This window comes from Streptomyces krungchingensis, from assembly GCF_054729265.1.
Genome location: NZ_JBPUKY010000002.1, coordinates 183,490 through 204,510, shown reverse-complemented (window position 1 = coordinate 204,510; position 21,021 = coordinate 183,490). Strand labels below are relative to the sequence as shown.

18 protein-coding genes are annotated in these 21,021 nt (G+C 72.2%); 9 read left to right on the top strand and 9 right to left on the bottom strand.

What is annotated here, in order from left to right:
* Positions 1-70 precede the first annotated feature (70 nt).
* Entirely contained in the window at positions 71-1,666 is a 1,596-nt protein-coding gene (locus ACSYGO_RS41560) for an alpha-L-fucosidase (protein WP_460389919.1), read from the bottom strand.
* Between the two features lie 19 nt (positions 1,667-1,685).
* Positions 1,686-3,551: a family 20 glycosylhydrolase gene (locus ACSYGO_RS41555; protein WP_460389918.1), complete on the bottom strand. Its 1,866-nt coding sequence runs from the start codon at positions 3,549-3,551 to the stop codon at positions 1,686-1,688.
* Positions 3,552-3,831: 280 nt separating this feature from the next.
* Between ACSYGO_RS41555 and ACSYGO_RS41550 the strand changes: the two genes are divergently transcribed.
* The 3 genes from ACSYGO_RS41550 to ACSYGO_RS41540 are packed head-to-tail and all read left to right on the top strand — an operon-like array spanning position 3,832 to position 8,397.
* Entirely contained in the window at positions 3,832-4,209 is a 378-nt protein-coding gene (locus tag ACSYGO_RS41550) for a hypothetical protein (protein WP_345655922.1), read from the top strand.
* Between the two features lie 4 nt (positions 4,210-4,213).
* Positions 4,214-6,982: a caspase family protein gene (locus ACSYGO_RS41545; protein ID WP_460389917.1), complete on the top strand. Its 2,769-nt coding sequence runs from the start codon at positions 4,214-4,216 to the stop codon at positions 6,980-6,982.
* 47 nt (positions 6,983-7,029) lie between these two features.
* Positions 7,030-8,397 carry an extracellular solute-binding protein gene (locus ACSYGO_RS41540; protein WP_426676890.1) on the top strand — a complete coding sequence of 456 codons (1,368 nt, stop codon included), beginning with the start codon at positions 7,030-7,032 and terminating at the stop codon, positions 8,395-8,397.
* A gap of 453 nt (positions 8,398-8,850) precedes the next feature.
* On the opposite strand, the gene ACSYGO_RS41535 is transcribed toward ACSYGO_RS41540, so the two are convergent.
* On the bottom strand, positions 8,851-9,495 hold the full coding sequence (locus ACSYGO_RS41535; RefSeq protein WP_460389916.1) for a histidine phosphatase family protein: 645 nt from the start codon (positions 9,493-9,495) through the stop codon (positions 8,851-8,853).
* Between the two features lie 59 nt (positions 9,496-9,554).
* Complete coding sequence (locus ACSYGO_RS41530) at positions 9,555-10,781, bottom strand: DUF418 domain-containing protein (protein WP_460389915.1); 1,227 nt, start codon at positions 10,779-10,781, stop codon at positions 9,555-9,557.
* A 173-nt stretch (positions 10,782-10,954) separates the two neighbouring features.
* On the opposite strand from ACSYGO_RS41530, the gene ACSYGO_RS41525 reads away from it, so the two are divergent.
* From ACSYGO_RS41525 to ACSYGO_RS41505, 5 genes are all read left to right on the top strand, one after another.
* The gene (locus ACSYGO_RS41525) at positions 10,955-11,608 is read left to right on the top strand and encodes a response regulator (protein ID WP_426676287.1); all 654 of its coding nucleotides are present in this window, start codon (positions 10,955-10,957) and stop codon (positions 11,606-11,608) included.
* On the top strand, positions 11,605-12,708 hold the full coding sequence (locus tag ACSYGO_RS41520; protein ID WP_460389914.1) for a sensor histidine kinase: 1,104 nt from the start codon (positions 11,605-11,607) through the stop codon (positions 12,706-12,708). Before ACSYGO_RS41525 ends, ACSYGO_RS41520 begins: the two co-directional genes overlap by 4 nt.
* A gap of 153 nt (positions 12,709-12,861) precedes the next feature.
* Entirely contained in the window at positions 12,862-13,500 is a 639-nt protein-coding gene (locus ACSYGO_RS41515; protein WP_460389913.1) for an ArsR/SmtB family transcription factor, read from the top strand.
* A 37-nt stretch (positions 13,501-13,537) separates the two neighbouring features.
* Complete coding sequence (locus ACSYGO_RS41510; protein WP_460389912.1) at positions 13,538-14,440, top strand: MFS transporter; 903 nt, start codon at positions 13,538-13,540, stop codon at positions 14,438-14,440.
* A gap of 45 nt (positions 14,441-14,485) precedes the next feature.
* Positions 14,486-14,800, top strand: a complete 315-nt coding sequence (locus ACSYGO_RS41505; protein WP_460389911.1) for a hypothetical protein — start codon at positions 14,486-14,488, stop codon at positions 14,798-14,800.
* A gap of 42 nt (positions 14,801-14,842) precedes the next feature.
* Here the strand turns inward: ACSYGO_RS41505 and ACSYGO_RS41500 are convergent, their stop codons facing one another.
* Positions 14,843-15,685 (bottom strand): hypothetical protein, encoded by an 843-nt coding sequence (locus ACSYGO_RS41500; protein WP_460389910.1) that lies wholly within the window; start codon positions 15,683-15,685, stop codon positions 14,843-14,845.
* Between the two features lie 279 nt (positions 15,686-15,964).
* Here ACSYGO_RS41500 and ACSYGO_RS41495 point away from each other — a divergent pair, with 279 nt between their 5' ends.
* A complete protein-coding gene (locus ACSYGO_RS41495; RefSeq protein ID WP_460389909.1) occupies positions 15,965-16,438 on the top strand; it encodes a carboxymuconolactone decarboxylase family protein in 474 nt (157 codons plus the stop codon).
* Between the two features lie 112 nt (positions 16,439-16,550).
* Here ACSYGO_RS41495 and ACSYGO_RS41490 read toward each other — a convergent pair whose 3' ends face one another.
* The 4 genes from ACSYGO_RS41490 to ACSYGO_RS41475 all read right to left on the bottom strand — a co-directional run bounded on the left by ACSYGO_RS41490 (position 16,551) and on the right by ACSYGO_RS41475 (position 20,984).
* The gene (locus ACSYGO_RS41490; protein ID WP_435227777.1) at positions 16,551-17,207 is read right to left on the bottom strand and encodes a hypothetical protein; all 657 of its coding nucleotides are present in this window, start codon (positions 17,205-17,207) and stop codon (positions 16,551-16,553) included.
* A 124-nt stretch (positions 17,208-17,331) separates the two neighbouring features.
* Positions 17,332-18,609, bottom strand: coding sequence for an LmeA family phospholipid-binding protein (locus ACSYGO_RS41485; RefSeq protein WP_460389908.1), 1,278 nt, complete (start codon positions 18,607-18,609; stop codon positions 17,332-17,334).
* Between the two features lie 180 nt (positions 18,610-18,789).
* Positions 18,790-20,388 (bottom strand): glycerol-3-phosphate dehydrogenase/oxidase, encoded by a 1,599-nt coding sequence (locus ACSYGO_RS41480; protein ID WP_460389907.1) that lies wholly within the window; start codon positions 20,386-20,388, stop codon positions 18,790-18,792.
* Positions 20,385-20,984, bottom strand: a complete 600-nt coding sequence (locus ACSYGO_RS41475) for a TetR/AcrR family transcriptional regulator (RefSeq protein ID WP_426676296.1) — start codon at positions 20,982-20,984, stop codon at positions 20,385-20,387. Before ACSYGO_RS41475 ends, ACSYGO_RS41480 begins: the two co-directional genes overlap by 4 nt.
* Positions 20,985-21,021 lie beyond the last annotated feature (37 nt).

The window sequence follows — 21,021 nt, the reverse complement described above, 5'->3', positions numbered from 1 at the left end:
CAACCGGCGCCCTCGGGCCGAGTACCCGGCCGGTGTTGCCGGTTGCAGGGCCGCCGTCCTCGTGCGGCGGTCAGACGTCGGACCGGTACAGGCCGAACGCGGCGATGTGCGCGGTCGCGCGGGACTCGGTCACGCGCACGCGCCAGCGTCGCCCGCGCACAGCGGCCGGCAGGAGCAGGATCCGGCTCGCGCCGACCGCACCCGCCTCGGCCACCTGCCTCCAGCCGTCGCCGTCATGGGCCTCGATCACGAAGCGCTCGATCTGCTGGCCGTGCCGGACGTCCTCCGCGAGCCTGATGCGGTCGACCTCCCGCTCCTTGCCGAGGTCGACGGTGACGACCCCTCGCCCGGTGGTGGTCCGGGCGCCACGGGCGAGGTCCTCGGGCAGCTCCCGGTCGATCCGCTCACGGAACTGCTTCAGCCGCGTGACGTCGGCGGCCGGCAGCAACCCCTTGGTGTCCGGCGGGATGTTGAGCAGCAGCACCGAATTGCGGCCCACCGACCGGAAGTAGATGTCCGTCAACTGATCGACGCTCTTGGGCTGTTGGTCCGCGTGGTAGAACCAGCCGTCGCGGATGGACACATCGCACTCGGCCGGCCACCACTGGAGGTAGTCGGCGACCGGGCGGGCGGCGACGAGCGCGTCCCGGCTGCCCATGTCCGCGGCGTCGTAGGACAGGGCGTAGTCCGTGCGTCCGTAGTCCTTCTCCGCGACGGGCACGACACTCCACTCGTCCTCGCGGGCGAGACCGCCTTCGTTGCCCACCCAGCGGACGTCCGGCCCCGACACGGCGATGGAGGCGTCGGGGGCGAGCGCCCGCACCAGCGCGTACCAGCTGTCCCAGTCGTACTTCTCCACCTTGTCCGGCGGAATGCGTCCCTGGGCGCCGTCGAACCACACCTCGTCGACGGGTCCGTACTCGGTGAGCACCTCGTAGAGCTGGTTGAGCATGTGGGCGCCGTAGTCGGTGGCGTCCAGGGTGTAGGTCGCCGTCGGTGTGCGGTCGTCGCCGTCGACGAGTTCCGGGACGGTGCGTTCGGAGCGTGCGCTGCCGTTGGCGTACACGCCGTGCAGGTACTGGTTCTCGTCCGCGGGCGAGATGTACACGCCGACCTTGATGCCGTGCCGCCGCATGGAGTCGGCGAACGCGCGCAGCACGTCGCCCTGTCCGTCGAGCCAGCTGCTGGACGCCACGGTGTGGCGGGAGTACCGGGAGGGGTAGAGGACGAAGCCGTCGTGGTGCTTGACGGTGAGGATGGCCAGCCGGAAGCCGCCGTCGCGCAGGGCGCGGGCCCACTGGTCCGTGTCGAGGCCGACGGGCTGGAAGACGTCGGGGTCCTCGTCGCCCGTGCCCCATTCGAGGCCGGTGAAGGTGTTCACGCCGAAGTGCAGGAAGGCGGTGCGCCCCAGGTTCTGCCAGGCGATCTGCCGGGCGGTGGGGCGGATCCGGGATGCCTTGCGGACCAGGTCGGCCTCGGTGTCGTCGGGGCTGACGGGGATGCGGTACCCGGGGGATTCCGAGGTGCCGGCAGCGGCGGGGTCCGCCGCGCCGGCCGTGGCCGGGGTGAGGTGTGTGCCGCCGGGGGCGGCCAGGGCGGGCGCGGCACCGCCGGACGCGGCGACCGTGGCGGCTGCGGTGACGAAGAGGCGTCGGGAGACGGCCATGCGGGTGGGGCTCCTCAGGTCAGGATGCGGTCAATGTCCAGGTGGTGGGCCGCTGTTGGTCGGGCGGGTACTGGAGGAGCCGTCCCTCGCCGGTGACGTGCACCGTCATGCGGGTGATCGCGTTCAGCAGCCGGTAGCCGCCGGGGACGGGGTCCAGTTCCCAGCGCTGGAGCGTGCTCCTGGTGTCGCAGGCCGATCCGGTCACGGGCGTGCCGGGCTCCAGCGGCACGTTCAGCGTGAGCTTTCCGCCCGTCACCTCCAGACAGGTGCCGTCGGACGCGGACTTCAGGGTCAGGTAGCCGTCGGCGGTGCGCCGGACCTCGAAGTCGGCGGTGGTGGCCCCGGCTCGGAAGGTGTAGGTCCCGTCGGCGACAGGTACCCGGGTCAGGTCACGCCATCCCGGCGCGTGTCCCACGGCCGCGCCGCGTGCGGTGAATTCGGCGTACGTGGGGTCGGGGTGGGCCGCGCCCCAGGTGGCCTGGGCGATGTGCCGCAGCGCGGGGACCATGGCACCGGCGACCTCGTTCTCGGTCTCCCCGCGGCCGTTGTCGGGCCAGAGGCTGATCTTCGCACCGGTGACACCCGCGGCGGACGTGAGCTTCTCTCCCTCGAAGCTGCGGGGGTCCCAACTCTGGTCGTACAGCGCCTTCGTGTTCGTGTGGAAGCCGCCGCGCACGAGGTAGAGGGAGTAGGCGGCGTTCATCAGCGGGTGACCCTCGGCGATGAGCCGGCTCGGCTTGGTGGCGACGTCGAGCCAGTGCTCGACCGTGGTGCCCGCCGCGACCGGTACGGTGTTGGCGCCGGTGAGTCCGTCGTTCCAGATGCGCAGCTTCTTGCCCTTGGCCGCCGCGTAGGCGTGGACGCGGTTGCCGAAGTCGATGAAGGCGTCCTGGGGTGCGGCGTCCGCGCCGTACCGCGACCGCGCGTAGGCGAGGATCTGGGGGTACTTGGCGAAGTCGGAGCCGAGCATGTACTCGTCGGCGCCCATGTGCCAGGAGTCGGACGTGAACACCTGCGCGTACTCGTCGATGAGGCTGCGGTAGTACGCGAAGGCCTCGGGCTTCGTGATGTCGAGGCGGGCGGGCTGCCGGTTGCCGTCGGAGTCGGTCAGCTGGAGATCGGGCCGGTCGGCGATCCACGGGTCCATGTGACCGGGCGAGTTGATCTCGGGGATGATGTCGACGTGGTATTTCTCGCCGAGGGCGACGAGGTTCCGGATCTCGTCCTTGGTGTAGTAGCCCCAGGTGTTGGCCTCCGGGTGGGTGTCGCTCTTGACCTTGAGTTCGAGCAGGAGCTGATTGAGCTTGTGGTACGCCATGTCGCGTACGAGATTCTCCAGCCACCGCGTCGAGATGTGCACGTAGCAGGCGCAGACGCCGACGCCGCGCTCCCGGTAGCGGGGGACGTCCACAGTGTGGCCGGCGGGCACGCGGTCGCCCTGGGCCAGGAACTGGAGGACGGTACGGGTGCCGTAGAAGGCTCCCGTACCGGTGGCGCCGGTCACCGACAGGCGCTGCCCGGACCGCAGTTCGTAGCCTTCGGCGCCGAGCGTCGCCTCGGCCGCCGGGTCGACACCGACCTCGATGTCGCCGCTGCGCGCGCCCGTGCGCACGACGGGGACCGTGCCGTGGCCGGCGGCGCGCAGATCGCCGGCCAGCGTGCGGGCGGCGTCCACTGCGGCCCGGTCCCGGGCGACGATGCGGGTGGAGTGGCCGAAGGCGTAACTGCCGTGCGCGGGTGTCCAGTCGGCGAGGGCGGGGACGGTCGGCGGGGGTGACGTGGCCGATTCCTGTGCCTGGGCGGCCGGTTGGGGCATCGTGAGCAGCAGCAGGGCCGCGGCGGCGGTGCCGAGCAGTCGGGACCAACGTCTTGGAAACGTACGCATGGACAGCTCCCATTCATCGGAGGTCTGATCTTCAAGTCGCCCTCCACCGGCTGTCAACGGGACCCATCTGTTGGTGGTTTACTGAAGAGGTCGGATGACCAGTGCCTCTACTCATAGGTCTGGACCGCGCGCGGCACGAAAGTCCAAGAAGTGCCCGACGATTGTCCAAGCCCGTCACCCGCGACGCACCGGCGGCGCGTCGCCCCTCGACGCGCCGGGCAGCCGACGACGGCTCCATTGGCCTCCCCCGACGTCAATGGGCGTGCCATGATGATGAGTTATGACTGAGGGGGATGGAGTGGTGACCCGTGCGATCCGCGTCCGGCTGGACGGGACCGCGAGCCAGAGCGACATCGGCGCTCTGAAGAAGTGGCTGGAACGGGAGAAACCCCTGGAGGAACTGGTCAGAAGCGGGGAACTGCGGATCCAGGAGAGCGCCGGGAGCGACCAGCAGGGGACGGACGAACAGGGCACCCCGATGGGCGCCGCCATCGAGATCCTCATGCTGCTGTCCGGGGCGGCCGCCCAGTCCATGTTCGACACCGTGTTCAAGCAGGTGGGCAGGGGCGTCAAGGCCTGGTACGAGAACCGCCGTTCCGTGGAGAGCGGCGATCCGCCCGATTACGACGTCGATCCGGTGCATCTCGACGAGAGGTAGGCCGGTGCCCCGCTTCGAGCCGCGTGGCGAGGTGAACCGGGCGCTGCTGGTCGGCGTGTCCGCGTACGACTCCACTCGGCCGAACGACCCGCACGGGGTGCCGGGCGACCTCGCCGCCGTGGCCCACAACGTCTCCCTGCTGGAGGAGACGTTGTCGCACGGCGGTGTCTTCCGGAAGGGAGAGGTCGTCGTCTCCCGGTCGCCGTACCTGGACGCCTTCAGCGAGTCGCTGCGTATCGCCGCCGACGAGGCCGAAGGGCTGCTCCTCTTCTACTTCGCCGGTCACGGGGCCGTGCCCAGCGCGGGCGACGAGCTGTGGCTGCAGATGCGCAACGCGCGCGTCGTGCCGGGCAGCCGGGCCGTGTTCCCGGGGGCCGACCCCTTCTCCAGCGTGCTGACCGTGCTCGCCACGAGCCGGGCCCGGCATGTGGTCGTCGTCCTCGACTGCTGCAACGCGGGCAACGCCGCCCAGGTGTGCGAGGCGCTCGCCGACCGGCGCCGCTTCTCGGTGCTGATGAGCGTGCAGGCCAACAACCGGATCGACGCCGGGGACGACGCCACGCCCACCCCGTTCACGGCGCGGCTGGTGCGTCTTCTGGAAGAGGGCGTCGACGGGCAGGGCACCGACGTCGGGTTCAGGGACCTGTCGGAGGCGCTCACCGCTCAGATGTCCGCCCACCACACGACTCTTCGCAGCGAACCGTGGGAGCCGCAGCGGTGGGGCGACACGGACGTCCTGCTGTCGCGCCCGTCCGCCGGGGCACCGTCCGGCATCCCGGCGGCGTTCCCGGGCGATCCGCCGCCTCCCGTGCGCCCGCTGCCGTCCGTGGAGCAACCGGACGAGGGCGCGAAGGGGACCGCCGAGTCCCACGGTGAGCAGGAGCAGCCGTCCGGCTCGCACCCCCCGGAGCGGCCTTCGTCGCCCTCGCAGCCGCGCTCCGGCGATCCGACGGGGGCCGCCGAACCGCCGTGGTGGCGGCGCCTGTTGCCCGGTCCGCGGTCCTGGGGCCCGGCCGCGCTGTCCGCCGCCGGCCGGACGCTGCGCCTGCTGCGGAGCAGGCCCCGCCGCACGGCGCTGATCGCCACCGTCCTCGTGGGCGCGGGCCTCGGCGGCTATCTGGCCTCCGCCGGTTCCGGCCCCGACCAGTCGTCCTGCGGGCCGCCCCTCGAACTGCGCCTGCTCACCGACCCGGACATCGAGTCCACCGTCCGCACGGCCGCGGACGCCTATCTGACGTCCCCGGCGAACACCACGTCGGACGGCTGCCGCCGCAGCGGCATCACCGTGTACAGCGCGGGCGCCACGGACGCGGTGACGGGTTTCCGCGACCAGTCCGACCCGTGGCAGCGCCCCGTCAGCGACGACCTCGACCCGCAGCGCGACATCGGGCCGCAGCCCGACATCTGGATCCCCGCGTCGTCGGCGAGCGTGGCCCGGGCGCAGCCGGTCGAGCCACCGCGCACCTACCTGACGCTGGAGTCGCACGGCCCCTTCGCGTACTCCCCGATCGTCCTGGCCGTGCCGCAGAACATCGCCGAGGACTCGGTGGACGACCGGACCGGGGGTTCGCTCGCCGTGCTCAGGAAGAAGCTCGTCCAGCGGCAGGAGGACGCCGACGTGCGGCGCACGGACCCGGAGTTCACCGACTCGGCGTTGCTGGCGACCGTCGGCCTGTACGGCCCGCAAGCGGACGGCGTCAGCCGGGCGGAGGGAAGCGTGGCGCAGCCGGGGCCGCCCTCGCACACGGGCTCCGACCTGCTGTGCACGCTGCCCGACGACCGTGCCGTCGACGACCGCACGGCCGCGCTCGTGCCCGAGTTCCTCATGGTCAGCGGGGTCGGCTGCGACCGTCCGACACGCAGCCGGCGGATGGCCGAGTACCCCACGGACGTACCGGCCCTGGACCCCACGTTCGTCCGTGTCCGCTGGGAGGACGCGGACCGTGACAGGGCGGCCCGTGACGAGGCCGTGGACCGCTTCCGCAGCTGGCTCACGCAGGGCGGCGGTCATGGCGGGAAGCCCGGCGGCGGTCTGGACGTCTTCGGTCAGGACGGCTTCCGCGCGGTCTCCGGCGCCCACGACTTCCTCGCCGCGCCCGACACCGGGGCGGGGACGCTCGCGCACCCCGGTGCACTGCCGGCCCCCGCCGCCGCGGACGCGATGACGACGGCGCTTCGGCGCTACCGGAACGCCAACGGCCCCGGCCGGGTGCTCTTCCTCCTGGACAGCTCGGGTTCCATGGGAGGGCTCTGGGAGGGGCCGGGCGGCGCCCCCGGCATCCTGAAGCAGTCGCTCGGCGGCCTCGGCGACCGGGACGAGTACGGCGTCTGGGCGGTGGCCTCGCACGGCGACAGCTCCTCCCGCGTGCTGCTGCCCTTCGACCGCCACCGGCGGGCGGACGCCGAGAGGACCATCGACCGCACGGCGGCCGTCCAGGACACCGAGACCGATCCGTACGCGGCGCTCACGGCCGCCCTGGACTACATGGCCGGGCGGGGCAAGGACGACGACCGGCCCCAACTGATCGTGTACGTCACCGACGACGAGGACAACAACCACCTCACCGGCGCACAGCTGGACGGGCTCGTCGAGTCGGCCGGGGACAAGGGAGTTCCGGTGGTCATGGCCGCCCTCGACAGCGGCGGCTGCGACCGGGGCAAGCCGGACGCGCGCGTCTCGGACGCGAGCGGCGGCCGTTGTCTGGACACCAAGACCGACCTCGTGGCGGGCCTGCGCGACGAAGTGGCGCGCACCGGGACGGGGGACGAGTGAGGCGATCACGGACACCGGCGGCGAGGTGGGTGCTCGCCGCTCTGCTCATGGCCTGCGCCGCCTGCACCGGCGGCGGCACGGCCGCGCCGTCCGGAACCACGGCCGCACCCGGCGGCTCCGGCGACATCGTCGTCGCCAGCGGCCGGGACGTGACCGGCAAGGGCGGCATCCGCCAGCAGCTCGTCGACGCGTGGAACGCACGACAGGACCGGCTGCACACGGGCCGGCACGCCCGACTGGTGGAACTCCCGGGCTCCGCGGACCAGCAGCGCAGCCAGCTCCTCGGCGCGCTCCAGTCCGACAGCGCTCAGTACGACGTGATCAACCTCGACGTCACTTGGGTGCCGGAGTTCGCCGACGCGGGGCTGATCCGCACGCTGCCCGAGACCATGGTCGACGGGGACGTCATCAAGTCCGTGGCCCGCACGGCACGGTGGGACGGCAAGGTCTACGCGATGCCGTTCAACAGCGATGTCGGGCTGCTCTACTACCGCCGCGACTATCTGGAGAAGGCCGGCGTCCAGAACACCGACCTGAGCGAGGGGCTCGACTGGACGCAGCTGAAGGCACTGATCGGTGCGGTCGACGACAAACGGGGCAAGGACCGGCCGAGCGCCTACGAGAAGGGCTGGACCTCGCAGTTCGGCGCGTACGAGGGCCGCACGGTCAACGGTGTCGAGGCGTTCGCGTCCGCCCCGGACGGCGTCGCCCTCACCGACGAGGACGGCCGGTACACCGCCTCCGTGGAGGGCCTGGAGAAGGGGCTGGCGGAACTGCGCACCCGCACCCAGGGCCCGTACCTCCTCAAGGACGCCCTCCACTCCGACGAGGCCGAGTCGCTCACCGACTTCGCCGACGGGCGGACCGCGTTCCTGCGCCACTGGCCGTACGCCTACCGCACCCTCCACCAGTCGCTGAGCACGAAGCAGCTCGGTGTGGCCCCGCTGCCCGGCACCGCGGTGCTCGGCGGGCAGAACCTCGCGGTCACGCACTCGTCGGGGCAGGTGGACGCGGCACGCGATCTGATCGGGTTCCTGACGGGCCCGGAGAGCGAACGCTGTCTGCTCGACGCGGGGTTCGCGGCCACGCGGAAGTCCGCGTACCAGGACAGTGACGTGACGTGCCGGTCCGCGCGGCCCTCGGGAGCCGCGACCGCCGGCCCCTCGCCCTCGTCCTCGGCCGAGAGCACCGACCGGATGCCGCGCGACGCCGACGGACGGCCCGCGTACGCCCGCACCATCCTGCTCCCGGGCCTCACACGGGCCGTGTCGCGCCCGCGCACCCCGCTCTACGGCGCCTTCACGCAGACGTTCACGACCGAGCTGGGCAAGCTCCTCAGCGACGACCCGCCGAGCGACGGCGACCTGGCCGCGGAGCTGGACGAGGCCCTCCGGGGCGTCCTGCCGGACGGCTGACCGCGCCGGGCCGCGGGTCCCCTCGACCGCACCCGCCGCGGCGCAGGCGTCCGGTCCCACCGTCGTGGCCGCGGCACGAGAACCGTGGGCCGAGGACCACGAGCGGCCGCGTCCAAGCAGGTGGACTACGCGGCCACCGCGAACCCCGGCGGGCACGACCGGCGTTGTGCACCGTGCTCAGCCATGCACCTTCAGAGAGGACATCCCATGCGCCGCACCACGCTGTTCGCCGTCTGCGCTCTCATCGCCGCCGCAGCCACCGGGTTCTTCACCACGAGCGCCATCCGCAGCCGCTGACGCCGAGGCGTCATCCGCGGTCGCCCCACCGAGGTGCAAAGGCGCCGTCCGCGGCTCCCCTCCCCGAGGCGCGGAGGCGCCGTCCGCGGCAACTGCCGTGTGCCGACGTACGGAACCCGGTCGGCCGCTCTCCGACCGGGTTCGTGCGGAGGCTCGTCACATGCCGCTGTGTGCGGCCCTGACGAGTTCGGGAACGCGCGGGCCCGGGGGTGCCTCGGGCGGAACGAGCCAGCGGCCGGAGCGTCCGAGGATGACGCAGCCGGGGTGCACGCGCCAGTGACCGTCACGTCTCGTCAGCGTGACCGCGGACAGCGGCGGCAGGTCGAAGTGCCAGAACGCTCTCACCGGAGCCGACAGGGCGTGGACGAGGGTGGCCCGCAACACGGACGACTCGGTGACGGCCACCGCCCGTCCCGGGTGGGGTGGCAGGCCGCTCAGCCAGTTCCCGGTCCGGCGGCAGAGCTGTCGTATGGACTCGCCGCCGTGCGGTGCGGCATCCGGGTCCGTGAACCACACGGAGTACCGGTAGGGGTCCTTGGCCGCCACGTCGGCCATGGAGTAGCCGTCCCAGGCGCCGTAGTCGAAGTCGCGCAGCGCGGGCTCCGGAGTCGCCTCCAGTCCCAGTGCGTCGGCGGTGTGCGCGCAGCGGGCCGAGGGTCCCCGGACAGCCAGTGCGTACGGGGGAGACGCCGGTGTGGCGCTGCCTGCCCCGCGCAGGGCGGTCAGGCAGGGGGACTGGCCGCTCAGGGCCCGGGTGGCGTCCCCGTCGGTCGCACACACGATTGTCAGGCTGACCGTCATGGGGCTGTCCTCCTTGATCGGCCCGGCAGGGCGCCGGACGGCGTGGACCCGCGCACGGGCTACTGGATCAGGCGCGCGGGTGTGGTGGCGGCGTAGAGCATGTACTCCAGGGGTCCTCGCCGGAAGCGTCGGGTCCAGGCCACGGCCAGCAGCATGGCGACTGCGATGAAGCCGAGGAGGACCGGCAGGGCAGCGGCGTCCGGCATGTCGTCGGTGCCCAGGGTCTTGATGGCGATGATGTGGCCGACGTAGACGGTCAGGGAGATGGAGCCGACCGCGGCGAACGGGGTGGCGAGCCGCCGCACACCGGCGTACTCGGCGGCCATGAGGCAGGCGGCGAGCACGCAGAGGGCGACGCCCGTGTTGCCGAGGATCGACCCGGTGGTCTGGCTGTGCGGCGCGCCCACCAGGAGCCAGGCGGGAGCACCGGTCGTGGGGTCGTCGCCGACCGCGTCGGACCACCAGGCCGAGGCGGCCGGTCCGCCGTCGGTGGCCGCGCTCACCGCGGCCTGCGCGCCCGGCACGAGGTGCAGGGCCAGCCACGATCCTCCGTAGCCGACGACGGCCAGTGCGGCGCCGAACCGGGCCGTCCTGGCGAGTGCGCGGGGCCGGGTGAGGTCGACCTTGGCCAGGGCCATGCCGGCCAGGATGAACGGGAGCCACGTCAGGACCGGGTACTCGCCGGTGACGAAGAGTTCCAGGAACCCGTCCGTGTCGGTGAGGCGGGCCAGCGGATCGGCCGCCACGACCGTGTCGGCCCAGCTGCCGCCGTCGACCGCGACGTGCAGCAGAAACAGGACCTGCGGCATGACCAGCGCCGCCGCCGCGGCCAGGACGGCCAGAGTGGCGGGTCGCAGCCGGTGCAGCGGGAGGACGAGGATGAAGAGCAGGCCGTAGCTGGCGAGGATCACGTCGACCGACGTGCCCAGGGCGGTGAGTGCGTAGCCCACGGCCATCAGCACGGTGGCCCGGATCAGCACCCGCCCCACGGCCTGCCGGCCCGGTCGTCCGGTCCGCGGCTGCGGGCGGCCCGTCAGCAGGACCAGGGTGAACCCTGCAAGGAGGGCGAACAGCGCGGACGAGCGCCCGTGGGAGACCTCCATCGCCCATCCCAGCGGGCCGCCCACCGAGGGGTCGGGTCCCACATGGGCGGCGAACATGCCGAGGATCGCCAGACCGCGAGCCAGGTCCAGGCCGATCAGGCGCCCCGTGGACGGGGTGCCGAAGGAGGAGCCCTCCGTGAGCGGCGCCGCGTCCGGGACGGCTTCGGATACGCCATGCCTCATGCGTTCCACAGTTCGTGACCGCGTCGGCGAAAACCATCCGGCAGGTGTCCGCAACCACCCCGCCGAGTGGCTGGCCCGGCTCTGTCCCCCGGGCGTCCGGCGCGGGGCGCCGGGCGGAGCGTCCCCGGCCGTGGTACGAATCGGACAGTGGTCCGGCGGCGAGTGGAGCACAGGTGATCCGGGTACTGGTGGTCGACGACGAAGCCCTGATCCGGACGGGCTTCCAGCGGATTCTCGACGCCGCGAGCGGCATCGAGGTCGTCGCGGCGGTACCCGGCGGCGACGCGATCCGCACGGCCGAGGAGGTACGGCCCGACGTCGTACTGCTCGACATCCGGATGCCGGACGTGGACGGCCTGACCGTCCTGGCCGCGCTGCGCCGGCAGCCGGATCCTCCGGTGGTGGCCATGCTCACCACGTTCGACATGGACGAGTACGTGGAAGCGGCACTCCGCTCGGGTGCCGCCGGATTCCTGCTCAAGGACACCGACCCCGAGGAGCTGCCGTTCCTGGTGCGGACGCTGGCCGACGGTGGCACCGTCCTGTCGTCGAAGGTCACCAGGGCCGTCGTGGACGGATATCTGGAGGCCGCCTCCCCCGGAGCCGACACCCACTGCCTCGACCGGCTCACCGACCGCGAGCGCGATGTGCTCGTGCTCATCGCCGAGGGGCTCTCCAACGCCGACATCGCCGGACGCATGCACTTGAGCACGGGCACGGTGAAGGACCATGTGAGCGCGATCCTCACCAAACTGGAGGTGGGCGGTCGTGTGCAGGCGGCCCTGCTCGCCCAGCAGGCCGGCCTCCTCAAGAAGGAACGGGAATGACCTCCCGCAGCTGGCACGCACCCCTGGCGGACGCCGCGCTCGTCGCGGTGTCACTGCTCGACGTCTGGGCGCATTTCGACAGCACCGAGCCGCTGCGCATGGCGTGCGCCCTGGCCGGGGCCTTCTCACTGCTGCTGCGGCGCCGGTGGCCGTTTCTCACGTTCCTGCTCACGATGCCGGCGGTCCTCTTCTCCGACGCGGTCTTCGCCGCGCTGGCCGCGCTGTACACGCTCTCCTCGCACAGCCGGCGCCGTGTCCTGCTGGCCCTGTGCGCGGTGGCGTTCACCATCAGCGACCTGACCTCGTGGCCGAACCCGCATCTCGATCTGTCGGAGCCGTCGACGTTGGTCACTTTCGGTTACACCGGCGGCACCGCGGGTGCGGCGGTCTTCCTCGGCCAGCTCGTCCAGACCCGGCGTGACCTCTCGCTGCGGATCGCCGAGATCTCCGAGGCGCGCGACCACGAGCGGATGCTGACGGACCAGACCGTGCTGGCCCGGGAACGGGCCCAGCTCGCCCGGGAGATGCACGACGTCGTCTCGCACCAGGTCAGCCTGATCGCGGTACGGGCCGGAGCGCTCCAGGTCGGCGCGCGGGACGACGAGGCGAGGGAGGCCGCGATCACCATCCGGCGGCTGAGCGTCCAGACCCTGGACGAACTGCGCCACATGGTCAGCGTCCTGCGCGCCTCCGGGGGCCGCCCCACGGAGCTGACGCCGCAGCCGTCGCTGGCCGATCTGCGGCAGCTGGTCGACAACAGCGGCATCGAGGCCGAGCTGTACATGGACCTGCCCGAGGGCCTTTCGCCGCCCGTGCAGCGCGCCATCTACCGCACGGTCCAGGAGGCGCTGACGAACGTCCGCAAGCACGCGCCGGGCGCCGACGCGACCGTGCGCATGGGCACCGAGGAGGGTGCCGTGCAGGTCACGGTCACCAACTCCGCGCCGACCCGTCCGGCCCTCCCCCTGCCCAGCGCGCACTACGGCCTGATCGGCCTGAACCAGCGCGCCGCACTCCTCGGCGGCGTGGTCACCTCCGGCCCGACACCCGACGGCGGCTACGAACTCAGCCTGCGGCTTCCGGCGAACAGCGCGGTGTGACGAGGGGCGTGATCGCCGCGGCCTGCCCGGTGCGGCACGCACAGGGCCGTCGCTCCGGTGCGGATCCACGGCGTGCGGCGGCTCCCTCATCGCACAACAAGTCTTTCGCAATACTTCTTTCGAAAGAGTTGTTTCCCGTCTAGAGTCCCGTGCATGACCGATGCAGACCGTGAGCAGGCCCCGGTGGCGGACCCCGGCGCCTCGTACTCCGCTCCCCCGAAGGTCACGGACGCGCGAGCGCTGCGCGCACTGGCGCACCCGACACGTGTCGCCCTGCTGGAGGCGGTGGCCGTGAGCGGCCCCCTCACCGCCACCGAAGCGGCACGGATCGTCGGCGGCAGCGTCCCGAACGTCTCCTACCATCTGCGGACGCTGGCGAAGTACGGGTACGTCGTCGAGGCGGAGGGCGGGAGCGGCCGGGAGCGGCCGTGGAAGCTCGGCAACACCGGCATACGGTTCGACGCCGGCGCTCCGGACCCGACCGTGAGCCATGCCGCGCACGCCCTCGGCGAGGTGCTGCTCGACCGCTGGCTGGGCCGGCTGCGCCACTACCAGAGCCACCGCGAGCAGTACCCCGCCGACGTGCGCGCCGTCAGTGACAGCAGCCAGTTCGTCGTCTTCGGCACGGCGGCGGAAATCCGGGAGGCACAGGCCGGGATCACGGACATCCTGATGCGGTTCGCGGACCGCCTCACCGATCCGGCTCTGCGCCCCGAGGGATCGACCCCCTTCGAGATGCTGATCTTCACGCATCCGTTCGAGACACTCGGCCCCGCCGATCCGGAAGCATGACGGCCACGACATGGGCGAATTACTGAAGACACCGCGCATGCGTCTGTACTTCATCGGCAACACCCTCAGCCAGATCGGCGACCACGCACTCTGGCTGGCCGCCGGAATCTGGGTCAAGGAGCTGACGGGCTCCACGTCGAAGGCGGGCCTGTGCCTCTTCTTCCTCAGCGCGGGGACTCTGCTCTCACCGCTGACGGAGCTGCCCGTCGACCGGGTCCGCCGCAAGCCCCTCATCCTGGTCACCCACTCGCTGACCGGCCTGCTGGTGCTGTCGCTCACCCTGGTGCACCGCGCCGACCAGGTCTGGATGATCTACGACGTCATGTTCCTCTACGGGCTCTCCGGCACGGTCTCCGGATCGGCGACGGCCGCGCTGTTGCCGAAGATGGTGCCCGAGGAACTGCTGGGCCGGGCGAACGGACTCTCGCAGGCGCTGCTGCAGGGCCAGCGCCTGATCACTCCGGCGCTCGGCGTGGGACTGCTCGCCCTGTACGGCGGCAGCGCCGTGGCACTCCTGGACGCGGCCTCGTTCGCGGTCGGCGTGGCCTGCTGGTCCCTCATCGACGTCGACGAGGACAGTCCCTCCCCCTCCGGGAAGCACTGGACGCGGGAGACCGCTGCCGGCTTCGCGTTTCTCGTCAGGACGCCCGTCCTGCGCCAGCTGACCGTCACGTTGACCGCGGGGATCTTCGTCATGGGCTTCTTCGAGACGCTGGGGATCGCGATCGTCACCACGGGGCTGCATCACTCGCCGTCCTGGGCCGGCGTCATCGTCACGGCCATGGGCATCACCGGCGTCATCGGGGGACTCTCGGCCGGAGTCCTCGTCAAGCGCCTCGGCCCGGGCCGGCTCACCGCCACGGGACTTGCCGTCACCGGGGTGTGCGCACTGGTCCTGGCCGTACCCGACGACGCCGTCGTCATCGGCGGCTCCGCGTAGCTGGGGCTCGGCCTGCCGTTCGTCACCGTCGGCGCCGTCACCGCGATGCAGCTCAACACACCGAACGAACTGATGGGCAGGGTCGCGGGAGTCGACAACTTCCTCGTCAGCGGTGGGCAGGCGCTGGGCATCGCCACCGGAGCCGCGCTGATATCCGTGCTCCATTACCGCACCCTGTGTTACCTCGTGGCCGGCGTGCTCGCGCTCGCCACGCTCTACCTGACCACGCGACCGGAACAGCGCCACGGCGCGGTGACGGCCACCCGGACCGCGGGCACGGGCGGAGCAGCCGTCACCACCGGTGGGGCGACCGCCTCACGCCGCCTGGTCCCGCTCCCCGTACGGAGACGCAGACCGTGACCGCCCGCTCCGCATCCAGCCGCCGCCGATCGCCGCCCCGGCTCACGGGCGTTCGTACAGCTGGAGGAAGCCGCCGACGGTGAAGCACAGGGCTCCGCCGAAGGTGCCCCAGTTGGCGATGTCGGCGTTGATCAGGCTGCCGGTGGCGGGGCGGGTGTAGGCGGCGAGCGCCGAGATCATGAAGAGGACGGAGCCGAGCTGGTTCATGGCGACGATCCACCAGCCGAGACTGCGGCGGCGGAAACAGATCCGGCCGTGGCAGATCTCGGCGAAGGCGAGGTGACCGGAGATCAGGAAGAGCACGCAACCGATCACGTCCGGGGTCCAGATCAGCCGGTTCGTCTGCTGCACGCTCAGCCCGTGCAGGAAGGAGTCCAGCAGGTTGACGCCGAACACCAGGGTGCCCGCGAAGAGGACGAACGTGCTCAGCCAGTCGACCCGGCCCGGCTCGTAACTCCACCAGCGCCAGCCGTGGGTGACGAGTCGTCCTTCACCGCCGGGCACGTGGCGGGGAGCGTTGATCACCTGGAGCAGGGAGACGTAGCCGCCGGTGTTGAAGAAGAGTCCGCCGGCGAAGTAGATGGAGGCGCTGGTGGTGGCGTCGCCGGAGCCGACCTGGGCGACACCGGCACCGGCCGCGAAGAGGGCGCCGCCGATGATGAACGCGATCGCGGCGGTGGTGTTGAGCCTGCGCAGGCGGTGGAGCCCGGTCTCGTCGGCGCTGGTGTGCCGGCTCGAGGGTGCGCCGGGCGGGCGGACGGCCATGACGCCCCGCCGCCGGGCGAGCCGTGACTCCCACACGGCGGTGCCGCCGCCGGGAAGGTGCCAGGTGAGCCGGGTGGTGAACGGTCCCGCGCCCTCGGCGCGTTGCTCGGGTTGTCCCACGGGCCGAGCGTAGATCGCCTCCGATGCCGCCCCGCCTGCGAAACGCCGCCGATGGCCCACCGGGGGGCGTGGCCTTCTCCGGCCCGCCGGCGGCAGAAGACCCGCTTCGCGCGGCGGGCGCCTGTCCCGCGACGGCCGGTCCCGTCCGCTGCGGTCCTGAAGCAGCCCTGGCAGCACCGGCGTCCGTGCGGGGAGACGGGCGTCACACACACCGATGTCACATCTCACCGAGTCGGCCCGTCATAGAGGTGTATCGCCCACCACGGCAAGGAGTGCACCATGGAAGCCCGTCTGAACCTCTTCGACAGCCCGCTCGCCGCCAAGGCCCTGAAGCACTTCACCTCGGCGGGCAAGGTGATCGCGGATTCGGCGCTGCCGGCCTCGACCCAGGAACTCGTGAAGCTCCGCGCCAGCCAGATCAACGGCTGCAGCTTCTGCACCGACATGCACACCAAGGACGCCGCGCACGCCGGTGAGACCTCGGTACGCCTCGGCCTGGTCGCGGCCTGGCGGGAGGCCACCGTGTTCACCGAAGCGGAGCGCGCGGCCCTGGAACTGGCGGAGCAGGGCACCCGCATCGCGGACGCGGCCGGTGGGGTCACGGACGAGACCTGGGCGAATGCCGCCAAGTACTACGACGAGGAGCAGCTCGTCGCCCTGGTGTCGATCATCGCCGTCATCAACGCCTTCAACCGGCTGAACGTGATGGTCCAGCAGCCGGCCGGCGACTACCAGCCCGGGATGTTCGGCTGACACCACCGTCGTCACGGATGGAGTCGGCGAGCCCGGTCCGCGCCGCGGGCCGGGCTCGCTGCCCGTCGGGTGACGCGTGCGGGAGGCGGCTCGGGAGCCTCACGCGGCCGGGTCAGCGGTGCACGCCACCACGCTTGGAGCCCCGGGACCGGTCGGCGGAACCGGCCTGCGGTCCGGGGCGCTCAGGACGCGCCTGCGGCCGCGGTCGCTCGGCACCGGTCACCCCGGACTGCAGACGCTCGGCACCACCGGCCCCGGACCTCGGTCGCTCGGCACCGCCGTCGTCGGTCCGCGGACGCTCGACGTCGGCAAGGCCGACGGCTTCGCGCGCTTCGGGGCGAACACGGTCACCAGCCCTCGTCCGAAGCCGTTGCCCGAGGCCGATCACCGCATACGTGCCGACCGCGGCCGGGACGAGCACGCCGGCGATCCAGATCGTGCGCCGTCGTATGTCCGTCCAGGACAGTGCGGAATCCGCCCCGTGGGGCAGACCCATGAGGACCATCGAGGCCAGCAGCGAGAGGGCGGCCGACACCAGCACGGCGGCAGCGAGGCAGACGGTCCAGCCGGGGACGCGACGACGGCCTCTCGCCTGCCACGCGAAGGCGAGAGCGTGTGTGGGGACCACGCCGGCGACGCTCGTGAGGAGCGCCAGCGTGAGCACGGACAGTACGTCACCGTCGTATCCGGCGGTCAGCCGCAGCACACCGAGTACCAGTGCGGTGAGGACGACTCCCCACCACCACGCCCGTGTGAGATCCCGGTCCACGCCGCCCTCGCTCCCTCTTGGCTCCGTGGGCGCATTGTCGTTCATGGCGGCGGCAGGCAACAGGGCCGTGTCCAGGCCCTGTTGCACCCGGTCGGAGTTCCTCCGCCCGGAACCTCCGGACGGCTCAGTGTCCGACCAGCAGTCCCGTCCCCGTGACGTCGGCGCGGATTCCGTCCTTCTCCACCGCCACGTCGAGCAGGCGCACGTCCCCCGATCGCGGCTTCGGCAGCTGGAAGGAGAAGGAGAAGCGGTCGGCGATCTGGGGGCGGGTGAGCCGCGTCAGCGCGGTCAGCAGGGACGGGTCGAGGCCGACCCTCTTCAGGAGCCCGGGGTGGGTCAGTGCCACGTCGACCAGGTTGAGGCTCATCAGGTCGTGGACGAAGCGGGGTGTGCCGGTCAGCCGGTGGAGCTTGTCGTCGTCGCGCAGCGCGGCCCGCACGACCGAGTCGGGCACCCCCAGGCGGTGCACGATCGCGGGAACGGAGAGGAAGGCCCGGATCTTCTCGCCCTCGCGGGTGAGCAGGCGCGCGGAAGCGGGCGTCAGATGGAGCCCTTCCGAGGCGCGGGTGCCGGGCCGGTAGGTGGCCAGGTGACCGATGTCGAGCCGCATGCCGTCGACGGACAGGGCGATGCCCCGGTCGCCCTCGCGCCGTATGTGTGCGTCGGCCCGTACCCGCAGGTCGTGTCCGGCGACGGGGAGGGCGCCGCGGGCCAGGACACGGTCGGCCCCGTTCGAGGAGAACGACACCTGGGACGCGCCGAGTTCACGGTTCATGTCGGCGAACGAGAGCTGGACCCGGCCGCGCAGTTGCCGCACGAGCGCGCCGCGTATCGAGGTGGGGCCGTCGCCGTCGATGCGTACGTCGCGCGCGGTGGCGGTGATCCGGGTCAGTGTGACCCGGCGGGCGGCGACGTCGGGGACGGTGACGCTGACCGAATCCAGTCGCTGGGCTGCGAGTTGGGTCAGGAACGGGAAGCCGCCGATGCGGACCTCGGGGGCCGCGGCGAGGTCCAGTTGGTCCTTGAGTTTCTGCGAGGCCTTGTGCTCGGCGTAGAGGGCGGCCCAGCGATCGGCGAGGGTGACCAGGCAGGTCACGGTGAGGAGCCAGACGGCGCACTTGAAGACGGTGGGCAGTCCGGTCGCACGGTTGCGACGGCGGCTGCCCCGCCGGTGGTTGGGCGGCGACCAGGGCTCCTCGTCGTCGGACGGCTCTCCTTCCGACCGGTCGCGCGCGGTCCGCGGGCCGTCGTGCGGTGGGTCGGCCAGGGCCGCCAGTTCGTCATAGGGATTGCGGCCGAGGGGAACCTCGGGGGGCGGCGTCCCGTCTGACGGGACGCGGTGTTCACCGGGCGCCGGTGAACGGCCGGAGCGATGCGTGTCTATGTGGTGGGGGGTACGCATCAGCAAATTTGATCACATTTCGGCGTCGGACATGCAAGTCCTCGCTGAAATACGGCCTGAAACAGGTGAGTTGCCGGTCACACCCGCAGGACCGTGCGTGTCGTTCCCGCGGGGCGCGGGCGGCCCGGCACCGGTCGGTGCGTACCGCCGCCCGCGTCCGTGGCGTGGGGATACGGGGCGTCAGGCGGGCTGGGTGGCGGCCGCGTCGAGCGCTTCCCGGGCCGCGGCCGAGGCCGCCGTGCGGTCCTGCGGCACGAGGCCGATCCGGGTGCGCCGGTCGAGGAGGTCGCCCTCGTCCAGGGCGCCCTCGTGCAGCGCGGCCCACAGCAGGGCGGCGCGTGTGACGGGGTGGCCGGGCAGCACGGGATCGTTCAGCCGGGGGTCGCGTGCGGCGAGGGCATGGACGGCGGGGGCCTCGGTGCCGTAACGCCGGATCAGGTGACCGGGTGCCGGCAGTGCGCCGAGCCGGCCGGGGGCGGCGGCTCCGACCAGCGGCAGGGACGCGGTGGTCGAGGCGCCGGCGCGGAGGCGGCGGGCCTCGACGGCGGTGTCGACGGCGTCCTGCGCCATGCGCCGATAGGTGGTGAGCTTGCCGCCCACCACCGTGATCACGCCCGCGCCCGAGGTCAGGACCGCGTGCCGGCGTGAGATGTCGGAGGTGCGGGTCTCCTCCCCCGACCGTGTCGGCTCGGTGTCCAGCAGGGGGCGCAGTCCCGCGAAGGCGCCGACGACGTCGTGGCGCCGCACGGGGACGTCCAGCGCGGAGCCCAGGACGTCCAGCAGGAAGCCGATGTCCGACTCGGGCACTTCGGGCACGTCCGGGATGTCCCCGTCGACGGGTTCGTCGGTGAGGCCGACGTAGACGCGCCCGTCGCCCTGGGGCAGGACGAGGACGAACCGGTTGGTCTCTCCGGGGATCGGTATGTGCAGGCCGGCGGGCAGCGGGCCGAACAGGTCGGCGCGCAGGACCAGATGAGTGCCGCGCGAGGGGCGGATCCGGATGCCGTCGACGAGGTCGCCCGCCCACACGCCGGAGGCGTTGATGACGGCTCGGGCCCTGATCTCGCCCTGTTCTCCGGTGAGTTCGTCGCGGACGCGGGCGCCGCTCCCGCCGGCCTCCAGCACCCTGACCTTGGTGAGGATCTTCGCGCCGTGTGCGGCGGCGGTGCGGGCGAGGGCAGTGACGAGGCGTGCGTCGTCGGTCACCCGGCCGTCCCAGGACAGGAGGCCGCCGCGCAGGCCGTCCGGGCGTACCGCGGGCGCCAGGTGCCGGGCCTCGACCGCGGACAGGCGGCGCGGTGCGGGCAGGGTGGCGCGTGAGGTGCGGGCCGCCAGCCGCAGGGTGTCGCCCGCCCGGAAGCCGGCCCAGGCCAGGGAGGCCTGACCGCGTGACACCAGGGGCGTCAGGGGCAGCACGAAGGGCTGGGCGCGCACCAGGTGCGGGGCAGTGCGCTCCATCAGGACACCGCGTTCGACCGCGCTCTCGTGGGCGACGTCGAGTTGCGCGGAGGCCAGATACCGCAGCCCCCCGTGGATGAGCTTGGAGCTCCAGCGCGAGGTGCCGAAGGCGAGGTCGTGCGCGTCGACCGCGACGACGCTGAGGCCGCGCGCGGCGGCGTCCAGGGCGACCCCGGCGCCGGTGGCGCCGAGTCCGACGACCAGTACGTCCACCATGTCGCCGTTCACGGCCTCGGCGAGTTCACGGCGGCGGCGAGCGGCGGAGAGCGACGAGCCGGGGGCCGGGGCGGTCGAGGGGGACGCACTGCTTGTGGGGCTCATGGCGTGAGGGTCCTCTCCAGAAGGGTGCGCAGTTCGTCGAGGAAGGCGGTGCCGGTCAGTTCGGGGTCGTCCTCGTCGGTCATGGTCCGCAGGGACAAGGTGAAGGACTGCACGACGAGCAGCACCGAGCGGGCCTGCCGCGTCACCGGGGCCTGCCGCACCGATCCGTCGGCGTGACCTTCGCGCAGGGCCTCGGCGAGCAGGTCGAGGAGTGCGTCCTGGCTGGCTCCGCGGCGGTCCAGCACGTAGGGCAGCAGCAGTTCGGGGTCGACGTCGATGATCTTGCGGAAGAGCGGGTGGTCGCGGAAGGCGGCGACTCCGGAAACCAGGCCGTCCACGATCAGCCCGCGCATCTCCCGGTCCGGTCGGCGCCGCGGCATGGCCTCGGTGGCCACGTCGATCCACTCACGGGTCATCAGGTCGCCGACGAGCGACCGTACGTCGGGCCAGCGGCGGTAGAGCGTCATGCGCGAGACGCCGGCGCGGCGGGCCACGTCGGTCAGGGTGGTGCGCCGGACTCCGACGGCCAGCACGCAGTCGCGCACGGCGTCGAGAACGGGATCGCTGTCCGAGTGGTTGTGACGAATAGGCGTCATGTGTAACAGTGTAACGCCCTGAGCGGCCGTGCGGGAG

Coding starts and splice junctions, on each gene's coding strand:
- ACSYGO_RS41510 (WP_460389912.1), top strand. CDS start 13,538: ATGCGTCTGTACTTCATCGGCAACACCCTCAGCCAGATCGGCGACCAC.
- ACSYGO_RS41505 (WP_460389911.1), top strand. CDS start 14,486: ATGCAGCTCAACACACCGAACGAACTGATGGGCAGGGTCGCGGGAGTC.
- ACSYGO_RS41520 (WP_460389914.1), top strand. CDS start 11,605: ATGACCTCCCGCAGCTGGCACGCACCCCTGGCGGACGCCGCGCTCGTC.
- ACSYGO_RS41485 (WP_460389908.1), bottom strand. CDS start 18,609: ATGCGTACCCCCCACCACATAGACACGCATCGCTCCGGCCGTTCACCG.
- ACSYGO_RS41515 (WP_460389913.1), top strand. CDS start 12,862: ATGACCGATGCAGACCGTGAGCAGGCCCCGGTGGCGGACCCCGGCGCC.
- ACSYGO_RS41540 (WP_426676890.1), top strand. CDS start 7,030: ATGGCCTGCGCCGCCTGCACCGGCGGCGGCACGGCCGCGCCGTCCGGA.
- ACSYGO_RS41560 (WP_460389919.1), bottom strand. CDS start 1,666: ATGGCCGTCTCCCGACGCCTCTTCGTCACCGCAGCCGCCACGGTCGCC.
- ACSYGO_RS41530 (WP_460389915.1), bottom strand. CDS start 10,781: ATGAGGCATGGCGTATCCGAAGCCGTCCCGGACGCGGCGCCGCTCACG.
- ACSYGO_RS41495 (WP_460389909.1), top strand. CDS start 15,965: ATGGAAGCCCGTCTGAACCTCTTCGACAGCCCGCTCGCCGCCAAGGCC.
- ACSYGO_RS41555 (WP_460389918.1), bottom strand. CDS start 3,551: ATGCGTACGTTTCCAAGACGTTGGTCCCGACTGCTCGGCACCGCCGCC.
- ACSYGO_RS41480 (WP_460389907.1), bottom strand. CDS start 20,388: ATGAGCCCCACAAGCAGTGCGTCCCCCTCGACCGCCCCGGCCCCCGGC.
- ACSYGO_RS41475 (WP_426676296.1), bottom strand. CDS start 20,984: ATGACGCCTATTCGTCACAACCACTCGGACAGCGATCCCGTTCTCGAC.
- ACSYGO_RS41550 (WP_345655922.1), top strand. CDS start 3,832: ATGACTGAGGGGGATGGAGTGGTGACCCGTGCGATCCGCGTCCGGCTG.
- ACSYGO_RS41535 (WP_460389916.1), bottom strand. CDS start 9,495: ATGACGGTCAGCCTGACAATCGTGTGTGCGACCGACGGGGACGCCACC.